Source organism: Clostridium sp., assembly GCF_036642255.1.
Lineage (GTDB): Bacteria > Bacillota > Clostridia > Clostridiales > Clostridiaceae > Clostridium_J.
This window is the reverse complement of record NZ_JAVWDJ010000054.1, coordinates 1-22695: the sequence shown is the minus strand read 5'-3', so window position 1 is coordinate 22695 and position 22695 is coordinate 1. Positions and strand designations below refer to the sequence as shown.

Annotated in this window: 21 protein-coding genes and 2 pseudogenes; 4 read left to right on the top strand and 19 right to left on the bottom strand. The window is 30.7% G+C overall.

All coding sequences use genetic code 11. The annotated features are described in order from the left end of the window. Window positions 1–178: 178 nt before the first annotated feature. The 12 genes and pseudogenes from RR409_RS18410 to RR409_RS18355 form a co-directional block, all read right to left on the bottom strand. Window positions 179–430: a type II toxin-antitoxin system RelE/ParE family toxin gene (locus RR409_RS18410; protein WP_332559235.1), complete on the bottom strand. Its 252-nt coding sequence runs from the start codon at window positions 428–430 to the stop codon at window positions 179–181. Beyond that, the gene (locus tag RR409_RS18405; RefSeq protein WP_332559234.1) at window positions 420–674 is read right to left on the bottom strand and encodes a hypothetical protein; all 255 of its coding nucleotides are present in this window, start codon (window positions 672–674) and stop codon (window positions 420–422) included. Before RR409_RS18405 ends, RR409_RS18410 begins: the two co-directional genes overlap by 11 nt. Window positions 675–1037: 363 nt before the next feature. Further along, window positions 1038–1760 carry an amino acid ABC transporter ATP-binding protein gene (locus tag RR409_RS18400; RefSeq protein ID WP_332559233.1) on the bottom strand — a complete coding sequence of 241 codons (723 nt, stop codon included), beginning with the start codon at window positions 1758–1760 and terminating at the stop codon, window positions 1038–1040. Then, complete coding sequence (locus RR409_RS18395) at window positions 1747–2403, bottom strand: amino acid ABC transporter permease (protein WP_332559232.1); 657 nt, start codon at window positions 2401–2403, stop codon at window positions 1747–1749. Before RR409_RS18395 ends, RR409_RS18400 begins: the two co-directional genes overlap by 14 nt. Window positions 2404–2519: 116 nt before the next feature. Further along, entirely contained in the window at window positions 2520–3371 is an 852-nt protein-coding gene (locus tag RR409_RS18390) for an ABC transporter substrate-binding protein (RefSeq protein WP_332559231.1), read from the bottom strand. A 463-nt stretch (window positions 3372–3834) separates the two neighbouring features. Further along, a complete protein-coding gene (larC, locus tag RR409_RS18385) occupies window positions 3835–5160 on the bottom strand; it encodes a nickel pincer cofactor biosynthesis protein LarC (RefSeq protein ID WP_332559236.1) in 1326 nt (441 codons plus the stop codon). Window positions 5161–5403: 243 nt separating this feature from the next. Next, window positions 5404–5634: pseudogene (gene larC / locus RR409_RS18380) on the bottom strand (nickel insertion protein); the annotation flags it as partial. Window positions 5635–5745: 111 nt separating this feature from the next. Further along, window positions 5746–6750, bottom strand: a complete 1005-nt coding sequence (locus RR409_RS18375; RefSeq protein ID WP_332559230.1) for a GNAT family N-acetyltransferase — start codon at window positions 6748–6750, stop codon at window positions 5746–5748. 122 nt (window positions 6751–6872) lie between these two features. Next, window positions 6873–8096, bottom strand: a complete 1224-nt coding sequence (locus RR409_RS18370) for an N-acetylmuramoyl-L-alanine amidase (protein ID WP_332559229.1) — start codon at window positions 8094–8096, stop codon at window positions 6873–6875. Between the two features lie 479 nt (window positions 8097–8575). After that, window positions 8576–10147, bottom strand: coding sequence for a hypothetical protein (locus RR409_RS18365; RefSeq protein ID WP_332559228.1), 1572 nt, complete (start codon window positions 10145–10147; stop codon window positions 8576–8578). A gap of 420 nt (window positions 10148–10567) precedes the next feature. Further along, complete coding sequence (locus tag RR409_RS18360; protein ID WP_332559227.1) at window positions 10568–11653, bottom strand: DUF5667 domain-containing protein; 1086 nt, start codon at window positions 11651–11653, stop codon at window positions 10568–10570. Window positions 11654–11930: 277 nt separating this feature from the next. Next, window positions 11931–12407 (bottom strand): annotated as a pseudogene (locus RR409_RS18355) (mannose-1-phosphate guanylyltransferase); the annotation flags it as partial. A 50-nt stretch (window positions 12408–12457) separates the two neighbouring features. Between RR409_RS18355 and RR409_RS18350 the strand changes: the two are divergent. Then, complete coding sequence (locus RR409_RS18350) at window positions 12458–12847, top strand: helix-turn-helix transcriptional regulator (RefSeq protein ID WP_332559226.1); 390 nt, start codon at window positions 12458–12460, stop codon at window positions 12845–12847. A gap of 985 nt (window positions 12848–13832) precedes the next feature. Here the strand turns inward: RR409_RS18350 and RR409_RS18345 are convergent. The 3 genes from RR409_RS18345 to RR409_RS18335 form a co-directional block, all read right to left on the bottom strand. Beyond that, window positions 13833–14648, bottom strand: coding sequence for a hypothetical protein (locus RR409_RS18345; protein ID WP_332559225.1), 816 nt, complete (start codon window positions 14646–14648; stop codon window positions 13833–13835). A 17-nt stretch (window positions 14649–14665) separates the two neighbouring features. Continuing rightward, complete coding sequence (locus RR409_RS18340; RefSeq protein WP_332559224.1) at window positions 14666–15475, bottom strand: hypothetical protein; 810 nt, start codon at window positions 15473–15475, stop codon at window positions 14666–14668. 465 nt (window positions 15476–15940) lie between these two features. Beyond that, on the bottom strand, window positions 15941–16114 hold the full coding sequence (locus tag RR409_RS18335) for a hypothetical protein (RefSeq protein ID WP_332559223.1): 174 nt from the start codon (window positions 16112–16114) through the stop codon (window positions 15941–15943). 278 nt (window positions 16115–16392) lie between these two features. Here RR409_RS18335 and RR409_RS18330 point away from each other — a divergent pair, with 278 nt between their 5' ends. The 3 genes from RR409_RS18330 (at window position 16393) to RR409_RS18320 (ending at window position 20018) form a co-directional block, all read left to right on the top strand. Then, a complete protein-coding gene (locus RR409_RS18330) occupies window positions 16393–17682 on the top strand; it encodes a helix-turn-helix transcriptional regulator (protein WP_332559222.1) in 1290 nt (429 codons plus the stop codon). Window positions 17683–18210: 528 nt separating this feature from the next. After that, the gene (locus tag RR409_RS18325) at window positions 18211–18387 is read left to right on the top strand and encodes a hypothetical protein (RefSeq protein ID WP_332559221.1); all 177 of its coding nucleotides are present in this window, start codon (window positions 18211–18213) and stop codon (window positions 18385–18387) included. A gap of 17 nt (window positions 18388–18404) precedes the next feature. Further along, window positions 18405–20018, top strand: a complete 1614-nt coding sequence (locus tag RR409_RS18320) for a recombinase family protein (protein WP_332559220.1) — start codon at window positions 18405–18407, stop codon at window positions 20016–20018. A 149-nt stretch (window positions 20019–20167) separates the two neighbouring features. On the opposite strand, the gene RR409_RS18315 is transcribed toward RR409_RS18320, so the two are convergent. The 4 genes from RR409_RS18315 to RR409_RS18300 all read right to left on the bottom strand — a co-directional run bounded on the left by RR409_RS18315 (window position 20168) and on the right by RR409_RS18300 (window position 22422). Next, window positions 20168–20647, bottom strand: a complete 480-nt coding sequence (locus tag RR409_RS18315) for a hypothetical protein (protein ID WP_332559219.1) — start codon at window positions 20645–20647, stop codon at window positions 20168–20170. Between the two features lie 488 nt (window positions 20648–21135). Then, entirely contained in the window at window positions 21136–21522 is a 387-nt protein-coding gene (locus tag RR409_RS18310; RefSeq protein ID WP_332559218.1) for a hypothetical protein, read from the bottom strand. Window positions 21523–21765: 243 nt separating this feature from the next. After that, window positions 21766–22110: a hypothetical protein gene (locus tag RR409_RS18305; protein WP_332559217.1), complete on the bottom strand. Its 345-nt coding sequence runs from the start codon at window positions 22108–22110 to the stop codon at window positions 21766–21768. A 111-nt stretch (window positions 22111–22221) separates the two neighbouring features. Continuing rightward, window positions 22222–22422: a hypothetical protein gene (locus RR409_RS18300; protein ID WP_332559216.1), complete on the bottom strand. Its 201-nt coding sequence runs from the start codon at window positions 22420–22422 to the stop codon at window positions 22222–22224. Between the last annotated feature and the right edge of the window lie 273 nt (window positions 22423–22695).

Below are 22695 nucleotides of genomic sequence, written 5' to 3'. Positions count from 1 at the left end.
GCATAGTTAGTTTTCTACATGGAATACGAGAAGTTTTAGAAGGTAGCCACAAGTCCCTAGGGTATTTATCCTTAATAATTGGACCCTTAGCTTTAATCTTTGCCGTATGGAGCATATTAGTTTATATATAAAATTAACCTCAGGTGCGTTCACCTGAGGCTAATTTTTCCAGAGCAGATTATTTGTAAATCTCGCCTCTATTTCCAACATCAATTACAATAATTATAAGTTCTATATCATTTTTCTCAAATAAAATTCTAAAATCTCCAACTCTTAATCTATAGACCTCATTGATACCTTTTAATTTCTTTACATCTCCACCTGGAAGTTCAATGATTCCTTTTAAAATTCTTTTTTGAGTATCTATAGCTTGCTTTCTTATAAACTTTTCTGCTTTTTTACTCAACTTTATCTCATAGTTACTCTTCATGAAGATTGAGCTCCTTTATCAAGCTGTTTAAAGGAACAAGCTCCTCTTCTAATTCTTTATAATTCTTATATAAACTTATCTCTTCCTCAGTGGGTTCTGCTTCACATATATTTTCCCACTTTTTTTGTAACTCTTTATTTCTTTTCAGCTTAAGATATTCATAAAAGTCCAAAACCTCTGCTAAAACTCTCGTATCCTCTTCTTTGTTTAATTTTTCTATTATTTCTTTAGCCAATGGACTCATATAATCACTCCTTATTTTAATCTGTAAATAGTAAATACTTTTTAAAAATTATTCTTTAAACTAAATACTATATTAATTATTAACTTATCTAATATTATTATATCATGTTTAATAATATTTACTACAATGTCCATTTTTATATAACAATAGATAAATGCTTAAATGTAGCAATAAAAGAATATAAAAATATATAGAGTTTATGCTATTTGGGGTCGATTTACATCCCTCCCATAGCTTCTTAACTTTGTTTAACTACACAAAAACTAGTCCTATAAATAAGACTAGTTCCTCTTGTATTACTAATTCACTTAGTATTTCTATTTAATAAAAGCTTAGCTTTTAACTTGCAAGGAATGCAACAAATTACAATACTTTAGATAAAAAATCTATAGTTCTAGGATGCTGAGGATTCTTAAACATTTCTTCCGGGGTTCCCTGTTCAACAATGTTTCCCCCATCCATAAATAAAATCCTATCTCCAACTTCCCTTGCAAACCCCATTTCATGAGTTACCACTACCATAGTCATTCCATCACGCGCAAGCTCTTTCATAACAGATAAAACTTCCCCTACCATCTCTGGATCTAGAGCAGAAGTTGGCTCATCAAAGAGCATAACATCTGGTTCCATGGCAAGTGCCCTTGCAATAGCTATTCTTTGCTTTTGTCCACCGGATAAAGATGATGGATAATCATTGGCTTTTTCCCTTAACCCAACTTTATCTAATAACTTGTAAGCTTTTTCTTCCGCTTCTTCTTTTTTCATTCCCTTAACCTTAAGAGGAGAAAGAGTAATATTGTCTAAAACTGTTTTATGCGGAAAAAGATTAAACTGCTGAAACACCATACCCATTTTCTCTCTAATCTTGTTAATATCCGTTTTTTTATCCGTAATATTATTTCCTTCAAAATCTATAGTTCCAGAGGAAGGTTCTTCAAGTAAGTTTAAGCATCTTAAAAAAGTGCTCTTTCCAGAACCACTAGGTCCAATAACCACTACTACTTCACCTTTTTTAATCTCTTCATTTACACCCTTAAGTACATGGTTACTTCCAAAGCTTTTATTTAAATCCTTAATGTGAATCACTTGCTTTCATCCTCCTTTCAGCTACTCCCAATAATTTAGATAAACTAAAGGTTAAAACAAAATAAATTACTGCAGCCACAATCAATGGTTCGAAAGGCATAGCTGTGTTTCCTCTTACAGTATCAGCCTTATACATAAGTTCTCCTATTCCAATTACAGATACAATAGAAGATTCTTTTATTATAGTTATAAATTCATTTCCTAGTGCTGGTAAGATATTTTTGAAAGCCTGAGGAATAATAATTAATCTCATAGTCATAGCACTGCTCATGCCTAAACTTCTACCAGCTTCCATTTGTCCCTTATCCACTGCATTAATCCCAGCTCTTATTATTTCTGCCACATAAGCACCACTATTTATTGATAGGGTAACTATCCCCGCAAGCATATCAGGAAGATCCACTCCCATGGCTGGTAATCCATAATAAATAATATATAATTGCACAAGTATTGGGGTTCCTCTTACAAATTCAATATAAACAGAAGCCAAAAACTTCAGTATTTTATTTTTACTAAGCTTCATTAAACTTAAAAACAGACCTATTATAGTTCCTAAAATCACTGTAAAAAATGCTATAAAAATCGTATATTGAGTTCCCTCAATAAAAAACTTATAATACTTTCCTAAAAAGCTAAAATCCAATTCGTCCTCCTCCTTTACTTAAACCTACCCACAGGACCATATCCTGTGGGTAAAAGTAATTTAGTATATATTTTCTCCAATAACTTTTAATTAAATACTAAATGTCTATGGATAGATTATTCTACTTGCTCATTTGCCTTAACAACAAACTCTTCAATCTTTCCTTCTTTAATAAGTCTATCTAAAGTCTTGTTAACAGCTTCCACAAAAGCTTCATCACCCTTTTGTATTGCGATGGCAGAACCCTGTTCCCCTTCTTCAATAGCAAATTTGCAATCTGTGATAACTAAATCCGTATTCTTTTCTGCATAAAACTTAGCTACAGGAACCTCAACGATAATAGCATCCACTTTTTTATTCTTAAGTTCTAAAACTAAATCTGTAACTTTTCCAAGCCCCTTAACAGTAGCGCCTTCTATTTGTTCAGTTGCAAGCCCTTCTTGAATTGATCCCTTTTGTACTCCAACTTCTTTACCCTTTAAATCTGCTAGAGATTTATATTTATCTTTATCCTCAGCTCTTACAATTACTGCTTGTTCTGCAGTATAGTAAATCTTTGAAAAATCTACACTTTGCTTTCTCTCATCTGTAGGATTCATTCCCGCAAGAACCATATCTACTTTTCCTGTTTTAAGAGCTGCAATAAGTCCATCAAACTTCATATCATTGATTTCAAGTTCCACTCCTAAATCTTTCGCTATTTCCTGAGCAATATCTACATCAAAACCTATAATTGTATCTTTTCCGTCTATCTCCTTATGAAACTCATATGGAGGATAGTCTGCACTAGTTCCAATCACTAATTTCTTAGATTCTTTAATTTTATCTATAGTTGTTGCTACAACTTCCTTAGTTGAAGCTTCCTTGCTTTCTCCACCATTTGAAGCTTTACTGCATCCTGCAAAAGAAAAACTCATAATCCCTATTACTGCTGTTAATGCTATGTTCTTTAATAAATTCTTTTTCATTTTCAGACCTCCATAAATATTATTTATCTTCCATGTGTATAATTATACATCCGATACTCATATTTATGCAAGCATTTTTTATAAAATATTTTATTATTTTTATTTCTCAACTTTAAAACCCTTTAGAATGCCCATTTTTGGAGATATGTAAACGTTTTTCAACATCCTTAACCTTTATCAATATGCATAATATACAAAATTTGTGCATAAATCAGAATATTGGAATAATATATTTTAGAGTTAATTTTCCACAAAAATAAAAACTAGTCCATAAAAGACTAGTTTAATACATCATGAGTTCTATTAATTTGTGAACTATCACAGATATAATCAATAAAAGTTTTTCCATAGCACTTTTATGATAAATCTGCTAATATCTCATTCCTCAGCTTCTACCTCTTTGATCAAAATCTCACTATCCATATAAGTTTCATCAAATCATATAATTCAAAAGGATGGTTATCTAAACATCCTCTTTCATCATAGCTTTTGTTACTTCATTATAAACTTCTTCAAGGGTTACATTATTTTTTAAGGCTAGTTCCTTGCAACACTGATATTCTCCCTTAAACTTTATAACCTCGCCATTATAAAATCCTCTTTTAACGGTAACTTCACCGAACTTAGTGTTAACCTTTATAAAATCCCTATTTAACATAACCTTTTCTACTTCATATTTCCTAACACCAAAGGTGGTAGTTTCACGAAGTAATGTATCTTCAACTTCTCTTTGGATTTTATAAGAGCAAAGAACTGTAAGTTTTTGAGCTGGTCTGCCCTTCTTCATTATAATTGGAGTTATGTATACATCCTTAGCTCCTATTTTAAATAGTTTTTCAAAGATATATTCGTATGCTTCACTGTTCATATCATCCAAATTACATTCAATAATTAGTTCTTTAGCTTCTTCTGCATCCAAAGATGCTGCTGTTTCTTTATTGATATCATAATGTCCAAGATACACCCTTAGTACATTAGGTATTTCCGTGTCTCGGTTTCCAACTCCATAAGCTACTTTATCTATGATAAAATCTATATCCTTAGTAAACTTATGTACTGCTACCTTTAAAATTGCAGCTCCTGTAGGGGTTGTGGTTTCAAAAGGTACTGCTCCAGTAGTAATTGGAACCCCTTTTAAAATTTCAGAAGTAGCTGGGGCTGGCACTGGCATACGTCCATGAGCACACTTAACAAAGCCACCACCCACTTCTACTGGAGAAGCTAAAACTCTATCCACCTTTAAGTAATCAAGACAAATTGCAGCTCCCACAATGTCAACAATAGAATCTGTAGCTCCCACCTCATGGAAATGAACTTCATAAAGAGACTTTCCATGAACCTTAGCTTCAGCCTCTGCTACTTGTTTGAAAATTTCTATACTAAGGTTTTTCACATTATCACTTAACTTACTCTTATTAATAAGATTTTCGATAACACGCAAATTCCTGTGATCATGATGATGGGAGTGGCCATGTTCATGAGAATGTCCTTCTCCGTGAACTTCTTCATGTCTGTGAATATCTTCATCCCCATGTGTATGCTCGTGTCCATGAACTTGTTCATGTTCATGATTATGATTATGAGAATGTTCATGCTCATATGAATGATCATGGATATGACTTCTTTCATCAACATTTCCATTGTGATGCTCATGGTGATGGTTCTGTGCATGAATATCACCTTCTCCACAGTTGTGGTTATATGCATGGGTATGGGATTCTTCATCATAATGATTATGAGGCTGATTATGCAATTCTTCCTCACCATCATTACACTTATGAGTATGAATATCTCCTTTTTCATGGTTGTGATTCCATTCATGGTGATGATCATGGCCTCCATCATCACTTATATGCTCATCTTGATTGTATTTTTCGCCACTGTGTTCATGGCGTTCCTCACGAACCTGCCAAAACTCTGCACCGTGATTATTCTTAGCTTCATGGATATGTTCCCTTTCAGCCCGTTGATGCTCCTCATGGATATGTTCCCTGTGCCCATTTTGATGCTCTTCATGACTGTGGTGCCGATGCTCTCCCTGATGATGAGTATGCTCCTGCTGATTTAGCAAAATTACATCCACCTTAGTTCCTGTGATACCTTTTCTTGCATCACTTTTTACCTTTATCTCATATTCCTCACTAAGACCTAATTTCTTAAGCTCTTCTATTAAACAAACTGGATCTACACCTAAGTCAACCATAGCCCCAAGATGCATATCTCCACTAATTCCCGAAAATGTATCATAATATAAAACCTTCATCTTAATCCCTGCCTTTTCTAAATCATTCATAACGAAAGTCACTTTTTCCTTTGTACTAAGGAATATCTTTGTATTTTTATCCCTTTAAACACTTCTATGGATATTTTTTAGCTAGTTTTTTTCATACCAGGTAGAATAAACTTGCTCCTCTTCAAAACCATACTTCTTATAAAACTTATAAGCCAAAGTATTTGAGCTCATAACTAGGAGTTTTATGCTCTCAACATCTTTATGCTTCAACAAATCAATACTCTTATTTAATAAAAGCTTTCCAAAGTTCTTGCTTCTAAACTCTTCTAATATAGCAATATTATCAATCCAACCCACATTATCAGCTATTGCAAGCATGTATACCCCTATGCTTTGCTTCTCCCATTTAACAATTCCAATAAAGTCTTCATTACCCATATATCCATGAAATAATTCCCTTGTTTCATTTATGCTCAAAGTTGCAGCATTTGGAGTTTCCTTGAATCCATCATTGTGGATTGCCATAAATTCTTCGAGGGTTTCCTCACTAAGAGGTAATAGGTCTATATTAGCATCCTCATCTCTACGAGGCTTTGTTTCCATATTAGTATTTACTGCATTGGATATAATTTCTTCCTCACCTTTAGCTTCTAATGAACTCTGCTGCATATCAACCTGTGGTTTTTCCTTTTTAGTATATTTCATTATAATAGCTTCATGAGTTTTAAAGAAATCATTATCTAATATATAACCTTCTAAAAAGCTTAATTTATTTTTTATCCCTAAACTAATCTTATTGGCACCATGTTCCTCACAGATATTAATAGCTCTATGCAAAAGTTCATTAACAATGTGCTCCCCATAGGCCTTCAAAGAATAATCTAAGAAATCCTTATTCATAAAAATTTCAGTGATAAAAGCTTCTCCTTTAATTGGCACTTCCTTTATTATAACCCCTATAGTTCCGAGGATTTTGTTATCATAAAAGGATACAATTAAAGTATCTCCATTATTAAATACTTCGCTTAAATAAAATTTCTCCATGTCTACAAATGACTTATCAAATAATTCATTTGCTTCCTTTATAAAGTCATAAACCTGTAACCTTTTCTCACCATCTAATTCTTTAAAAGAAAAAATCGCCATAACACCATCCCCTTCTTTCAATTATAATAGCTAATTATACCACTATTCCTTCATAAATTGTAAAAAATAGGTACATTTACATAATTATTATATAAATGCACCATGATTCATAATTTATAAACTTAGTTTTTTCTTATCTTTACAATTCTATCAATTTTCTCAATGCTTCCATCTTGTTTTTTCACTTCTACTGTAGCTTTAAAGGAACCATTTCTATAACTATCCTTAATCATTGGAGAGTTAAATCTTCTAGTATTTGTTCCTTGCACTCCACCTTCAAGATTCTTAGTAAAATACATATTTATATTATCATTATTGCCAGTATTTCCATCAACAGGTCCGTTATTAACTGGTGCAGATTTCAAATATTCATCTATTCCAGCGTAAATAGATAGTGCAATAGTATTTATATATTCATCAGTTTTCATTTTTTCAAACTCTACTGGGTTGGTTATAAATCCTGATTCAGTTAAAATTGCTGGCATGTTAGTTGCCTTTAAAACATAAATAGATGGTGATTTAGTTCCTCTGTCCCTAAGCCCTGTAGCTTGTATCATTTTATTTTGAACCTTTGTTGCTAAATTAAAACTTGCTCCAATATTATCCTTATAATATAAGGTTTCTATACCATTTGCAGTATCAGAAGAAAAAGAATTTTGATGGATGGAAACAAATAAAGTTGCTCCCCATTTGTTTGCCATATCCGCTCTTCCTTCTAATGACACATAAGTATCATCATATCTACTCATCTTAACTTGAATACCCTGACTCTTTAATTTTTCTTCTAGAACCTTTGCCATTCTAAGATTAACATCAGATTCTCTTAGGGTTCTATCCGTGCTTATGGCACCTGGATCTGCCCCTCCATGACCTGGATCAATAAAAACTTTATAGGAATTAGAAGATAATGTAGTAACAGAAATTTTTTCTGTAGAGTTTAAATCAGTAATCCTTCTTGCAGCTTTCATTTTATCAGCATCATTTACAAATACTTCAAATAAAAACACATTCTTATCAATTTCTGCAGACACTATGGTGGTACCATGGGACACCCCTGTAATATCGCCCTGCTGCGTTAAAGTTAATATTCCACTTTTAGAGGTTTTCCATTTAACATTATGTAAATTTTCCTTATTTTCATTTAAAAATTCCCCTAAGGATGCTTTTTCTCCCTTATCAAGAAGAAGTCCTTCCTTAACTACTATGTTATAATCCTTATACTCCTTAATAACTTTAAGTAACTCTTTGCCATCCTCTTCTGCAGCAAAAACCTTAACTGTAGGATAGATACTAAAAAGGAATATAATGGCCAACAACAAATTTAAAACTTTAAATCTTTTCTTCATGAAACACTTCCCCTTTCCCAACACCTTTTATACGCATTAAACATTACTTTCATCCACATATATTTAAAATTTCTCTCTTAAATTTTAATCATTAACTACCAATATATTTGTATTAAGCTTCTAACCACTTGCCATTTGTAAATTACTGTAACTTAACCTCTGAAAAAGTAAATTAAAAGCAAAATATTCCAATATAATAGTTGTATTTCTACATTAAACTCCAAATTCCTTTAACTTTCAAAAAACTTTTCTTATTTTTTTATTTCCTTTAAAATCAGGATTATATGTAAAGATATTTTCCTGCCCACACAATAATCACTTTAGGAAATTTAACAGCATTTTGATGGCTTCAAACTCCCCTTTTACTGCTCTACTAGTTGTAAATTATAGTAAAAGTGAAACATTAAAACAAAAGGAGTAGACTTCTCTTTCGAGAATTCCACTCCCTTAAATTTGTTTTATTTTTAAATCACTAGGTATTACTTAACCCAAGCACCATCAGCGCCTAGTTTATGTGAACCTATTTTAGTATTATGAGCCATAGAACCATCAGTATTTAAATAGTACCATTTGCTTCCTATTTGTACCCATCCAGTTTTCATAGTTCCATCTGATCCCATGAAATACCATGTTCCGCCTTGCTTAACCCATCCTTCAGCCATTGTTCCATCATTATTTAAATAGAACCAATTGCCTCTTTCTTTAACCCATCCAGTTGACATAACGCCATCTTTGTTTAGGTAGTACCACTTGCCTCCATCTTGAAGCCAGCCTTTTTTGCTAACTCCGTTTGAATCATTGTACTTCCAATTTCCATTTTCTAAAACCCAACCTGTTTTTACTACAGGTATTTCAGGTTTAGGATTAGGAATTGTGCTTTCCATTAAATCACTGAAACTAACTGAATTACTAGCAGTTAATACTGGGAAAGTAATTGTAACAGGTTTGTTTATATTAGTAATATCTGAATTGAACTCTAAACCTATTGTGTAAACTCCAGTTACTGGCTCTTGTCCATTAGCTGCAGCATCTTTATTCATTTGTCCTAAATCAAGTACAAACTCCATGTTACCTTTTTCATTTATAACATATCCATCAGCATTCACAGCAAATCTAATAGTGATACCTTTTTGTCCTAAAATCTTTATTCCATCAAGTTCATCAAATGCTGCATTCATTTCCTCTAAGAATTGTGGTAAATTGCTTTCATAATCAGCAAAAACCTTTTCCATTTCAGCTTTAGCAGCTGCTAATTCTTCTTGTGGTAATCCTGACACAGAAAGACTTGATAACATGTACTCTTTAATAAATGCTATTGCATCTTCATTTTGTGCAAAGTTATTAGCAGTGTATCTTAATAATTCCTTAAAAGTAGCATCATCAAATTTAATTTCATATATTTCTGCAGATTGTGATACTCCGTTTTGTACAATAGTTTCTGATCCAACTCTTTTAACTATGTCTTTGCTTGGTTTAAATTGAGCAGCATATTTATCTATGAAATCCACTAATTTACCTTGGAAGTCCTTGCTAAACTCCATGATTTGCTCAAAGTTTGGCTGTTGTGCTCCTGGAATATTAGCCATATCTTCAAAGTCAATTACCATATATTCTTTCCCTGCAAGTTCTGGTACTTGTGAAGTAAACATTGTAGGAAGTTTAACTATCTCCCTAAATTCTGGCTGGCTTTTTGTTAAATCAGTATCCACCCATACCCCCATGTTAATAGACATATCTGGAGATTTAACTTCAATGTTGCTTTCAACTTTAGCTATTGTCTTTTCCTTATTTTGTTCCATCTTAGAAGTCACAGTAAGCTTTGAGTTATTAAGCATTGGCATAATTCCTTGAACCATTTCTGCTTCTTGAGCTGATAAATTTTCAGCTGACAGATTTAAACTCATTTCTGTCTTAGTTGTAGCTGTAGTAATGTCCTGAGATTTGTTAAGTGCTCTATAAAGCGCCATGTCATCCGTTGAGCATCCTGTAAGAACTGCAACAGACATTAATGCTCCAATTCCTAAGGCAACTATTTTTTTAATTGCTTTCATTTTTTGGTTCCTCCCCATTTATATATTATTATGTTACAAAAATAAAGCTTCATAAACTTGAATAATGGACATATATAAAAGCCCAATTATTAATGAGTTAATTTTTTTGTAACTAATACACTATAATTATACATTATTTTCCTATATTGTTAAATATTTAATTTGTTAAATTTACTTCATATTTAGAATCACACAATTAACACTTAATTGCATTAATTCACATTTGACCATTATTACCATACATACTTATAATTTACACATGTAGATAATATTACCATATACAATATTCTTTTCGTAACAAAAGAGCCATACCTTTAGTATGACTCTCTCTTTTTTACATAAATTACTTAAAATCCTTATTTTAACTTAATTTTCTTATCTATCTAGGATAAAATTTTTAAGTAAATACTGAAAGTTTTATTAGTTTTTAGACTTTTCTTTACTTTCACTACTCTCTTTTTTTACTTCTACCTTTTTCTTAGCGTCTTCCTTTTTCTCTTTAGCCTCAGGAGCCTTCTCTACTGCTTTTTCTTTTTGCTCGGCTTGGACACTTTCTTCTACTTTCTTAGGAGCCTCAGTTTTTACTTCTTCTACCTTTTTAGCTGCTTCAACTTTTTCCTCTTCTGCCTTTTTAGTTTTCTCAGCCTTTACTTCTTCTGCTTTTTTAACTTCCTCAGCCTTAATTCTTTGCACTTCTGCAGGGATTTCACCTTCTATTTCATCTTTAAGTTCTTCTTTTTTTAGAGTTTTTTCAGCTGCATTCTTAATAACCTTAACATCTTCCTTAATTGCCTTATCTATTTCCTTAGCTTCTTCTTTAACTAATTTTATATTAGCCTTAGCTTCTTCCACTGCTGGGGTCAATTCATCTATTTTCCCTTGAAGTTCTAGGACTAATGCTTCATTACCTTCTAATTTAGCTTGCTCTAATTGTTCTTTATATGAATTAAGCTCCTCTTTTGCCACACTGTAAGTTTGCTTTGCTTCCATAAAGCTTACTAAAGCTTCTTTCTTTCTAACTTGACTTTCTATAACTCTTTCAATAACTACTTTAGATCCCTCAGGTAACTTTTCTGAAAGTGCATTTAACTTTGCAATAACTCTTTCAGTATAAGCTTCCATATTTTTTATAGCTTCTTCGAATCTTTCTTTTTCCTCAACAGGCATGTCCTCTATGTTTTCAGTTTCTTCTTCTATTATTACATCTATTTCTTCTTGAACTTCTTCACTTTCTGCAATAACTTCATCTGCAAGTTCCACTTTTTCTTCTTCTACCATAACATCTGCTTCAGCTAATCTTTCTTCGGATATCTCAGCTAAAACTTCTATTTCCTTAACTGGATCAGTATTAATAGCTAATTCTATGTCCTCTGTAACTTTATCAACAAAATAGAAAATGCTATCAGGTGTGATTCCTGCTTCAACTTCCCCTGTATCAGCGAAAGCATTAGTTGGCGCCATTGCCAGTGCCGCAGCTATAATCAGCGTTAATATTTTACTCTTCATGTAAATTCCCCCTTTAGTTTCTTATAAATATCCCTAGTTTTCTACTCTTAATGTGCTGTTTAATTTGTATTATTTGAAAAATCCCTAAAATAACAAATATGCATACTTATATATATTTGTATTCGTTACCTTTCACCCATTACTTAATGGCAAATTTTGAATTTGAATTGAAAATTTATTCTCACTCAAATATATATGAATAATAAGTACAATTACTGGAAATACCTCTCGAAATAAAAAATAAAAGAGCCATACCTTTAGTATAGCTCCTTCATCTTTACAAAAACTCCTCAAATTTCTTCTCTGCCTTAAGTCCATTTAACAGGTGTTTAATCTCTTGATCTTTCGATTTATCCATAACAAGAATAACATCCCCAGCATCAACAATAACTAAGTCCTTTACTCCAAATCCAATAACAAGATTTTTATCACCAAAAACAGAACAGTTTTCACTAGCTTCTAAGAAAGCATTTCCAGAAATACTATTTCCCCTGTGATTTGATAAAAATCTCGATAGTGCGGCAAAGGTTCCAATATCATCCCATGTAAATTGGCATTTTATCACATAGGCTTTTCGGGTTTTCTGCATAATTCCGAAATCAACGGATATGCCATCAATTATCTCATATTGTTCCTTAATAACTTCATTTTCAGCTTCCTCACCAATATGCATATAAATCTCATTAATAGATGTATGCATCTTTGGTAAATATCTTTTCATTTCTTTTAAGAATACATCTGCTCTCCTGATAAAATTGCTACCCACTTTACCATTGAATTTACTACTTTGAGAAAAAGTTATTTATGAACTTATTAAAACAATTTTACTCCAAGCTCTCTAGAATTTCTATTAGTGACAATAAAATCTTCTCTAGGATTAGAAGTGTTGTTTCTGACTTAACTGACAAGGATTTCGATGAGGAGTTTCTTAATCCAAATAAACTTGACTTAATTTCTAAGGTGTATACTATCTCTATAGAACTCTTATATCATAATTACTATAAAGAAGTGTTATCTAACTACGGTAATTCTATTAAGGAGCTAAGAAGCAACTTAAACCTAACTCAAAAATATTTAGCTAAACTTTCATCATTAAGTCCTATTTCAATTGGAAAATTTGAAAATGAAATCTCTTTTCCTTCAAGAAAACAATTTATTATGATTAATAAATTTAAAAATAATACTTCTTCATAGATTCTCCTAATAAAAGCTCATAAAAAGCATAAGCTTGAGAGTTTTTTGACTCTCAAATATGGTAGGCAATAGCATGGTTATGGTATGCCATAACCATGCTATTGCCTACTTTTTGATTTCATAATTTAACTTTATGAGTATTAACGGTTTCATGGAATCCCCAATTAAATCCACTAGCTTTTTAGTTGCTCTTCCTTTGTATAATACTTTAAATTCACTATGCACTGAATTCTTTCTAATAAAATTAGATAATTTTATTATGTAGTTACCTGCTTTACCTTTTCATATTTGCATGATGATACCTAAAGAAGTAATTTTTTCTTCTTCATCACTAATATACTATTTGTAATAAAAAGTGAGTTGTTTTAATGATACTCTATTTTACAATCTATCATTAAAACAACCCATCTCTCCTATTTATTAAGTCCAAACTTCCTAATCTCTAAACTATTTGTTTATTAACTTTAAAATCACTTAAACTTTATTCTTTTCATCCTTAATTGCTGAAATAGTATTATATATCTTATATACATAAAAAACCAACAAAATTAAAAGTGATAGCATTATACCTCGCATTAACCCTATCTCAACAGGTGAATATGAAAACACAAGCCCTGCATATATTGATATGGATATAAGTGGCAATGTTATTGTTTTTTTTAGAGTTCTTAAATATTGCTTATTAAATATTTTAACATAAATAATTATAACTAAAAGATAAACAAGTATTAAACTTAACATAACCAAGATATTTTTAATATTCGATTGAAGTATATTAAGACTTAAATCTTTTTCTATCAATAATAAACTAAGAGAAAAAAAACATATACAAATTCCTATAAAAGTAATTTTTTCATTATATTTTTTTTCTTTAGATAAGCGACTAAATAAGAAAAAAAATACCGAACTAGAAATTAAGGGAATGATTAATATATAGAGCAATATTGATAAAATGACTGAATCCATAGGAAACCCCTCCAATCAATTACCAACCTGGATATTCTAGATAATTGGGAGAATAGTGATCACCGTAAGTAACACTTATAACTCCATTACCAATTGATATTTCGATGTTATCGGCAACTTTAGATGTCCTCCTAGCATATAACATAATTGTATTTCCATGACAATTAGCTATATTTGTGCCGCTTGTATTAGGCTTAACAGTGTATACGATTCTAGCATAGGTAGAGCCATAGGCAATTGAACCAGACCCTCCCCCTAATGCAGAAACATGATTAGTTATAGCACCAGAAAGGGATGTCCCTATTTTTGAAACTTGAGTATAATCATAGCTTAAACCCATGGAGTCACCATATTTACCTCCAAATAGACCTAAGAGCCCAGCTGAATTGCCTGATGAGTAAGTCATTTCACCCCAAATATCCATGTAATTCTGTGTAAGATTTTTATACATAGTTACTGTCATAGTTCCCTTGGTCACTGACTTTGGTGTAGCAGCAAATGTCAGGATATTATCATCATAAGCTAATGGACTTACAGTTTCTAAATTATTGTAGTTTTCATCTGTTAAAGGTATAGTTTTTTCTTCCACAGCTATAAATCCAAGAACAGCATATGCTTTTTTAGGTCCATATTTATCAATAAGCTTATTTTTCAGCTTTACATATTCTTTATCTTTCTCAGTTGCATTTTGTTCAAAAATAAGTGAGTCATCTGATATATTTTCTACATTAGATAAACCAAAATCACTTGCAAACACTTTCGTTGGTATTACACATAAAGTTAAACAAAATACGAGCATCAGCAACTTTTTAAAAAACATATTTTTATTATTCATAATTAATAAACCTCCTTTTAAAATGTTAAATCTGCCGAATATTTTTCCATTCCAGATCCTGTAATACTAATTCCTATATATCCAGCTTGTACCGAAAAAGAAAAATTATCCCCCAAATTAGTAGTTCTCTTACCATACACTAAATTTGTTTCTTCATATATATTACTCACATTAACACCTGAATATCGAGGTTTAACCATAAATACCATACGAGCATAGTTACTGCCACCTTTAATTGTTCCTGTGCCTCCACATGAATAAGGAACATAATCTTCTATGACACCTGAGTAGCTTGTAGATACCTTATAAACATTAGAAGTAGCAAAGCTACTAGCCATGACATCACCTTTTGTTTTTGCTCCCACGCCAGAAGTATCAGTTGTATAATTCATTTCATACCATATGTCCATATAATTACTAGTAAGATTTTTATAAATAGTAATTACTAAATTACCTTTACCAGTAACTTGACCAGGCACACTCACCCTACTATCAATGACTGGATCAACTGCCATCGGCAAATAGGATGATGTAGAATTTACTGAATTACTATTGCTATCTATCGGTATAACTTTTTTTTCAACTGGTACAGAACCAAGCATTACATAGGCTTTCTTATAACCATATTTTGATACTAGTGAATTTCTTAACTTCACATACTCCTTATCCGCCGTAGTAGCTTCATTTTCAAAAGTAGTTATATCGATTGAGTTATCGATATACCCATTTGAACTAAAATCATCTGCAAATGCTTTAACAGGTGTTAAACAGAGCAATGCAAGAACCGAAGAAAACATTAACTTTTTGATTAGACCTTTTTTAATCATTAAAAATCCCCCCATAGATTATTTTGATAATATTTTTTATAAGATTACATAACTCCTCTATTTTAAATAACCCTCTAAATACAATGATGAAAATTTTGATATTATTGAAATAAGCTAACTTTGTATATGAATCATTGTAATAAATGGAGCTAATGCAAAAATTGTGCCCATGTGTGGTATGCTTCCTCCTTAAAAACTCTTACTTTAATATGACTAATCATTGATATGTTGTTACAAAACTCTTTAGTTGAAATTTTAAGCATTATCTTAACAAAATCACCTTTACAATTTCATATTAAATTGCATCTTCAATGGTCCCGTTCCGATTATATGCTTATTAAAAACTAAAACTGAAGGCAAATAATATCCATACAAACTTCTTAAGTAGTTTTTTAATAGTTTGCATATTTTCTATGATACTGTCATATTTCAAAGCTTGTACATTAACGTTACAATACTATTTTTCTAAGAGACTTCTATAGAAAAAATTATAGGATCCTTTTCCCCTAATGGAACTACATCGTTTGACACTATTGCGATATTATGCCTACTACTTATCTCCAAATTAATATTTGTAGCATTATTTGAAACAAAATACAAATTCACCGCAGTTAATAAAACAATACATAACTTTTTCATATATACCCATCCCCCTAATAAAATCTAAATAATCAATACACATTTTATACTTTTGTTCTAAACTTAAAAGTCTTATAAAATACATATCTCTCTTAAGCTTCTTAAGTACTACTATAATAGCCTAGGCTATTCAATTAGGTCAAATTAGTGAATTGCTCACTATTCACTATATATGGTAAGATTAATGAATAAACTTATTATTGTTATTTATCACTTAATAAACCTATAACAATTTATAACATTCTAAGATTTGTTCTATTTTAGAACAGGAGGTAATGATGTCTTTATTTTTAGGTGAAAAGATTAGGAGTTTACGACAAGAAAAAAACCTTACCCAGCATGAGCTTTCGAGTAAAGTTCTATCACGTCCTACCTTAAGCAAAATCGAAAGTAATAAAGTTTCACCTTCGATTGAGCAATTAGAATATTTATCACAGAAATTAGAGGTCCCAATCACATACTTTTTTCTTTCCGACCTTTCTAATGAGTTATATTATCCTTCAAATCATATTAGTATGCTTTATAATAGTGAGAAATACGCAGATATTGCAACTAATTACGAAACCCAGAAATATAATTACACATTGATAGATTTATATTATATTGGAATGTCCTACTTTATGATAGATTTATTTCATCAATCCGCTAAATTATTAAAAAAGTTTATTTGCTTATATAAAAGCGAAAATTTAAATATCAAGAGATCTTATTGTGCAGAAATTGCGGTTGCTCTGAACACTTTAGCTAAAATAGTACTAAAGAATAAAAATTATGAAAAGGCACTTAAATATTTATTTGCAGCAAGTAATCATATATATAGCTATAATTATACTGACAAAGAAATATACTTCATTATAAATAATAATATTAGTAGTATCTATTGCATTTTAGGGAAATATTGTTCTGTAAAAGAGGAGTTAGAAAAGTTTTTATCTAAAAATAGTAATTTTTATTATAATAAAATTGTAGCTGGTATTTATTTAAACTTAAACATTTCTTATTTTCACATTGGCGATTACAAAACCGCCCTCGATTATATTAAGAAAGCTATATTTTTATTTAACGTAACTAATGACACTTATCATGAGGGTGAATGTTATATGAATTATCTTAACTGTTTACGTTATTTATCAAAATTTGAAGAAGGTATTCTTTTAGTAAATGATTTAATTAAAAATGAAAACTATTGTAAAGAACTCCATGAGTCTTATAAGCTACAAGGATTAATAATAAACTACAATAGTGAAAATATTGATTATATTATCAATAATTATACAAATATAGAGCCTAAATTTCTTAAAAAAAAGAACTTAATGAATTATTATTTTATTTGTGGTTATGCAGAATATACTGAACTTAATTATATTAAATCTCATAAATATTTTTTGAAGTGTGAAAACTTCCTAATAAAAAATAACCGCTATTTAGACTTAGGAACTATGTATAAAATTTTTGCTCATATTTTAGATGCAGAGGAATACATTGAAAAGTCAAAGCATTATTTAGCATTAAATAATACTCATCCCTCATCTTTATCAGTTAATATAACTTTACCTGAAAAAACTTAACATTAATTAAATTATCTGACCTTTTATGTATTAGCAAGGTATATAAAATTTTACCAAACCATATCTATGTTTCAATATAGGTATGGTTTATTTATATTGAAATTCAAATTCTTTAATGATAGCTACATACTTAATCTAAGAAGAAACAGTTGTAACAAACTAGGAATTAAATACTTTTCAAAGTACATATTTTTGTTTGCTGAAAAAATATAGTATACAAATGCTTAACTCTAAAATAGTTCTCATCACTGTATTTAATATGTCATAAAGACTTTTTACTTAATAACTATTGCAAATTTTAATAACATTTGTTTTTAACCAGATTTATTATGCATCTAATTTTCTTTAGTAATAAGTCCCTCCTGTGAAAACATACTTTATTATAAAACATTATCAAGGATATTTTATAGAATGTATATACGTTAATAAGGATAACGAGAGCTACAATATTGAGATAATTATAAAATAACTAATTATTACCTTCCAAGATGAATATATATAAATGAAATCAATTATCTTGGGGGATTTATGCCAAACCAATATACAAAAGTATCACTCCAGATTGAAATAGAAAGTCCAAAAGATACAAAAGTTTTGGAAGAAGAATTAACTAAAACCTATTTTTCAATATTAAAAAATCATCTTCCCAAAAATAAACCTATTATTGAGCAAGTTATAACTAAAATTACTGAAGAGTTTCAATGATAAAGAGAGGGGTTTCTATGAATGCAGCTATCTATGCAAGAAAATCCAAGCTTACTGAAAAAGGAGACTCTATCGAGAATCAAATAAAACTCTGTAAGAATTATTTATCCCACATGTCTGTAGAAGAAATTTTCGTCTATAAGGATGAAGGGTTCTCTGGAAAGAACATAGATAGACCAGGGTTTATAAAAATGTTAGAAGATGCTAGAGATAAAAAGTTTAACTTACTTATATGCTATAAACTAGATAGAATCAGTAGAAATGTTGCAGACTTCTCCACTCTAGCTAATGATCTTGAAAATCTAGGAATATCTTTTATTTCAGTTAATGAGCAATTTGATACCTCTTCAGCTATGGGACGGGCAATGATGTATATTGCCAGTGTATTTGCTCAATTGGAAAGAGAAACTATTTCTTCAAGAGTAAGAGACAATATGTATGCCTTAGCAGAAGCAGGAAAATGGCTAGGTGGAACCACCCCCACTGGCTATAAAAAACAAAGATTACAACTAAAAGATTCTGATGGTAAAGGTAGAACCTTTTGTATTCTAGTACCTATTCAAGAGGAAATAGAACTAGTTAATCTTATATTTGATAAGTATTTAGAATTAAAGAGTATCGGTAAAGTTGAAAAATACATGTTAAGTAACAATATTAGAACCAAAAATAACAAAGATTGGTCAGCAAATTCCATAAGTGCAGTTCTTACAAACCCTGTGTATGTTAGAGCTGACAGTAAGGTTATAAGTCATCTAAAATCAAATGGTCTAAAGGTAACTGGGAAAGTTGATGGTATACATGGCATATTAACGTACAAGAAGCGTAAAGGTAAAAATGGTTCAAATCGAATAAAAAACACCTCTGAATGGATAGCTTCAGTATCTTTCCATGAGGGTATAATCTCCTCTTCAAAATGGTTAGATATTCAGAAAATAATAAACGATAATAAAAGTAAAGCCCCAGCACTAGGTTCGAGTCATGAGGCTTTGCTTAGTGGAATGATTAGGTGTAGTAATTGTGGCAGCCCCATGAGAGTTGCCTATGGTAAACAATATACTAATAAAGGGATTAAAAAATATTATTACATGTGCACATTGAAACATAATTCAGGTAAAACTAGATGCACTAATCGTAATGTTAATGGTGTGGATTTAGATGAAATTATCCTTGAAAAGCTCAAAGAATTAAGTCTTGATAAAAGTACTCTTATAAAGGAATTAAAAACCTATAAAGATGATTTAGAAAAATCTGATGAGAACACAGGAGTAAGGAAGATTACCTCCTCAATTAATCAAAATAAACAAATGATAGACAATCTGTTAAACAACATAGGTTTAACAACAGATACAGAAACGGCTACTATGTTACTAAATAAAATTAGCGAATTAAAGAATGAAAATAAAATCATGGAGCAGAAAATTAATGATATTAAAGTTCAAAGTATGTCACAGGTAGGCACCTTAAATAACATAGAAAAAATAATGAAAAATTTTAGAAATTTATCAAATATATCATGCCTATCCTCAGTGTCCGAAAAAAGGAAATTATTATCCTCTGTGATCTATAGAGTATATGCTGATGGAGACACTGGCAGAATTTTAGTAAAACTAAAAGGAGTAGAAAACCTATAATGTTTCTACTCCTATATTGTTGAACATAGGGAATATGTAATATAATTTTGACATCTTAAATAAGTTTGCTCTTTAGTCAGTTTTTAAAAAATTTCCGACAGCCACAAAACCATTTTTCTTATAGTTTCTTGCCAATTTCTATTGAGTCTTTATGCTACACCTGTACTTATATTTTTTAATTCCCATTGTCCATTTTTGTATATCGCTTTGTACGTTGGGATAACTGCCCCTAAATTACCATACCAAGAGGTTGCTTCAATTACAGCTTCATTGTCCTTAATGTCTTCAAACCAATATAGATTTGGTGATAAATCTTTAAACCCTTCTAGTACTTTTTCCTTTGATTTTTCATCAAGACCTACAAGTGCATCTTTTTTTATCGCTATAAATCTATTTCCACCATTCTTTATTTTGAATGCATCTCTCATGACAGCTATATATAGTTTAACTCTTTTTTCTTCTTCTTTAGTATTTTGACTACTATTAAATACTTCACTTACTTCTTTTGTTGTTTTTTCAGTTCTAGTTTGAAAACAATTATAGTCTTTATTTACATTTTGTAAATACATTACTACTGGAATTGCTAAAACAATAAATACAACTAACATTAGAGCAATTATTTTTTTCATAAAATCACTCCTTTTGCAATATAGTTTTAGCAATAAGGGATTAGTTTATTAGAAGTTCAGAATATAAATCAAAAGCGACGTAATTTTAACTTACGTCGTTTGATAATAAGATTAGGAATTAACTCAATGATAAATTGGAATTTATCTTTGCAGAGCACTTATTTTATACTATAGCTTTTCATTATTTTTATAATTGTCATTCAAAAATTGCATAAGTGCTTCGATTTTATCTTCTACATTTTTCTGGCGATCTCTAATCCCACTTTGGCTTAATGGTTTTCTTTCCTTAATAAATTCCATTTCTCTTTTTTTCGTGATCCGTTATTACTATTTTTTTCAATTAACTTAAATTTCAATGTTATGCCTTGATCATCAATTGTTTTGTCTGTAAAACCAAAATATTCCGGTTTCTTTTTTAACTCATATAGATGTGATGCACATCGTACTAAAACAAAAACTCCTCAGATGAGGAGTCTATCCATTTAACATTATTCAACTATAACATTAGCAATATTTTTTTCATTTTGAATTACATTTACATTAGCTTTTTTAGCATCATAGATTTTTTTAATTTGCTTTGCATATTTATCTGCTAATGCCTTTGCTTTACTGCTATCAGCATCACTTTTCAATGTAATATTTGCAGTTACAACATCATTATCTTTAGATGCATTAATCCCCTGAACTCCATCTTCACTTTGTATTTTTTGCATAAGTTCAGTAAGATCTTTTATCTCAGCCGTTTCCAGTTCTACACTTTGTGATGCATTACCTTCAGCATTACTATCAGTGGCACCATTGTTCTTTGCAGCACAACCTGTTATAAAAATAATAGCTGCCATTAATATCCCAATATATAACTTTTTAGCTTTCATTACATAGTCCTCCCTAATTATTATTGAGTTTTCAGAGACATACTACCACTATCTATAAGTTAAGTCAAATCTTACTTCCATTTAAAGGTATCAAAGCAATAAAATTTATTAAATCTAATTAACTCACAATATAGTTATACTCTTCTTGAGTTATCTGATTATTAGCCAACATTTCATCTAATTTTTCAATTGCTAATTTACCAGCTTTATATTTTCTATTTAATGCTTCTATCAATACACTTATTATAATATTCCCCTATCTATCATTTCTTGAATTAATAAATCTTCACTTTCTTTAACGAACTTTTCAGCACTCATTCTTTGAAATAAATCTTGTTTTTCTGAGTACTCATTTTGTTCATTTTTTACTTCTTCTGTTAATGGTATAAAATTATTACCTTGCCAATCATAAGCAAATCCAAGTGGCGGAATTGGTGTTTCAAATAATTTTAAATCTTCATTGTAAGTCCATCCTATTTGAACAATAGAAGGTACTTTTATAGCACCTTCTATATATTCATCCACTATATCTATTATTAAATTGTCTTTCCTAATAGCATATTTCACTGCTTCATTATACATATGCATTTACATCACTTCCCCTGATTATAGTTACTTCCATAATAACAACAAAGCCAGTACCTCCAGTGCCAGCAAGTGATGTCTTTGTACCAGCTCCGCCACCTTGACCGTACTGACCTAAGCACCTCCGTCTCCACCATTACCAATAACTGCTCCATCAAACTTCTTGAATGCTTTACCATTTATAGTTACTGCTGCAGTACTGTTTGTAGTTGCCTTGAAACTGTACCTTTTACCATTTACTAATGTTATTGCATCAGCAGTTCCGGTAGAAATTAAAATTGTTGTTACTTCATTCACTTCAGTTTTAGTCGCCATATCTCCCCATTGCGACATAATTCATTATAATTTCCAATCACACCATAGCTATATTTTACCACAAGATATTAAAACTATATTTGCTACTAACTTATAGTTTACTCTGTATGTGTTTTATTAAGCTACACATAATAATAGTACTACTCTTAAGAGGTGATAAGTATGATTAAACCTAGTAATACCAACGACACTTTTGGGTCGCAATTTCATAAGGAGACCATCTGCTCTCCAAACAAACATACCAGAGTTCCAGAGGTAGGTGCCTTTCAGAAT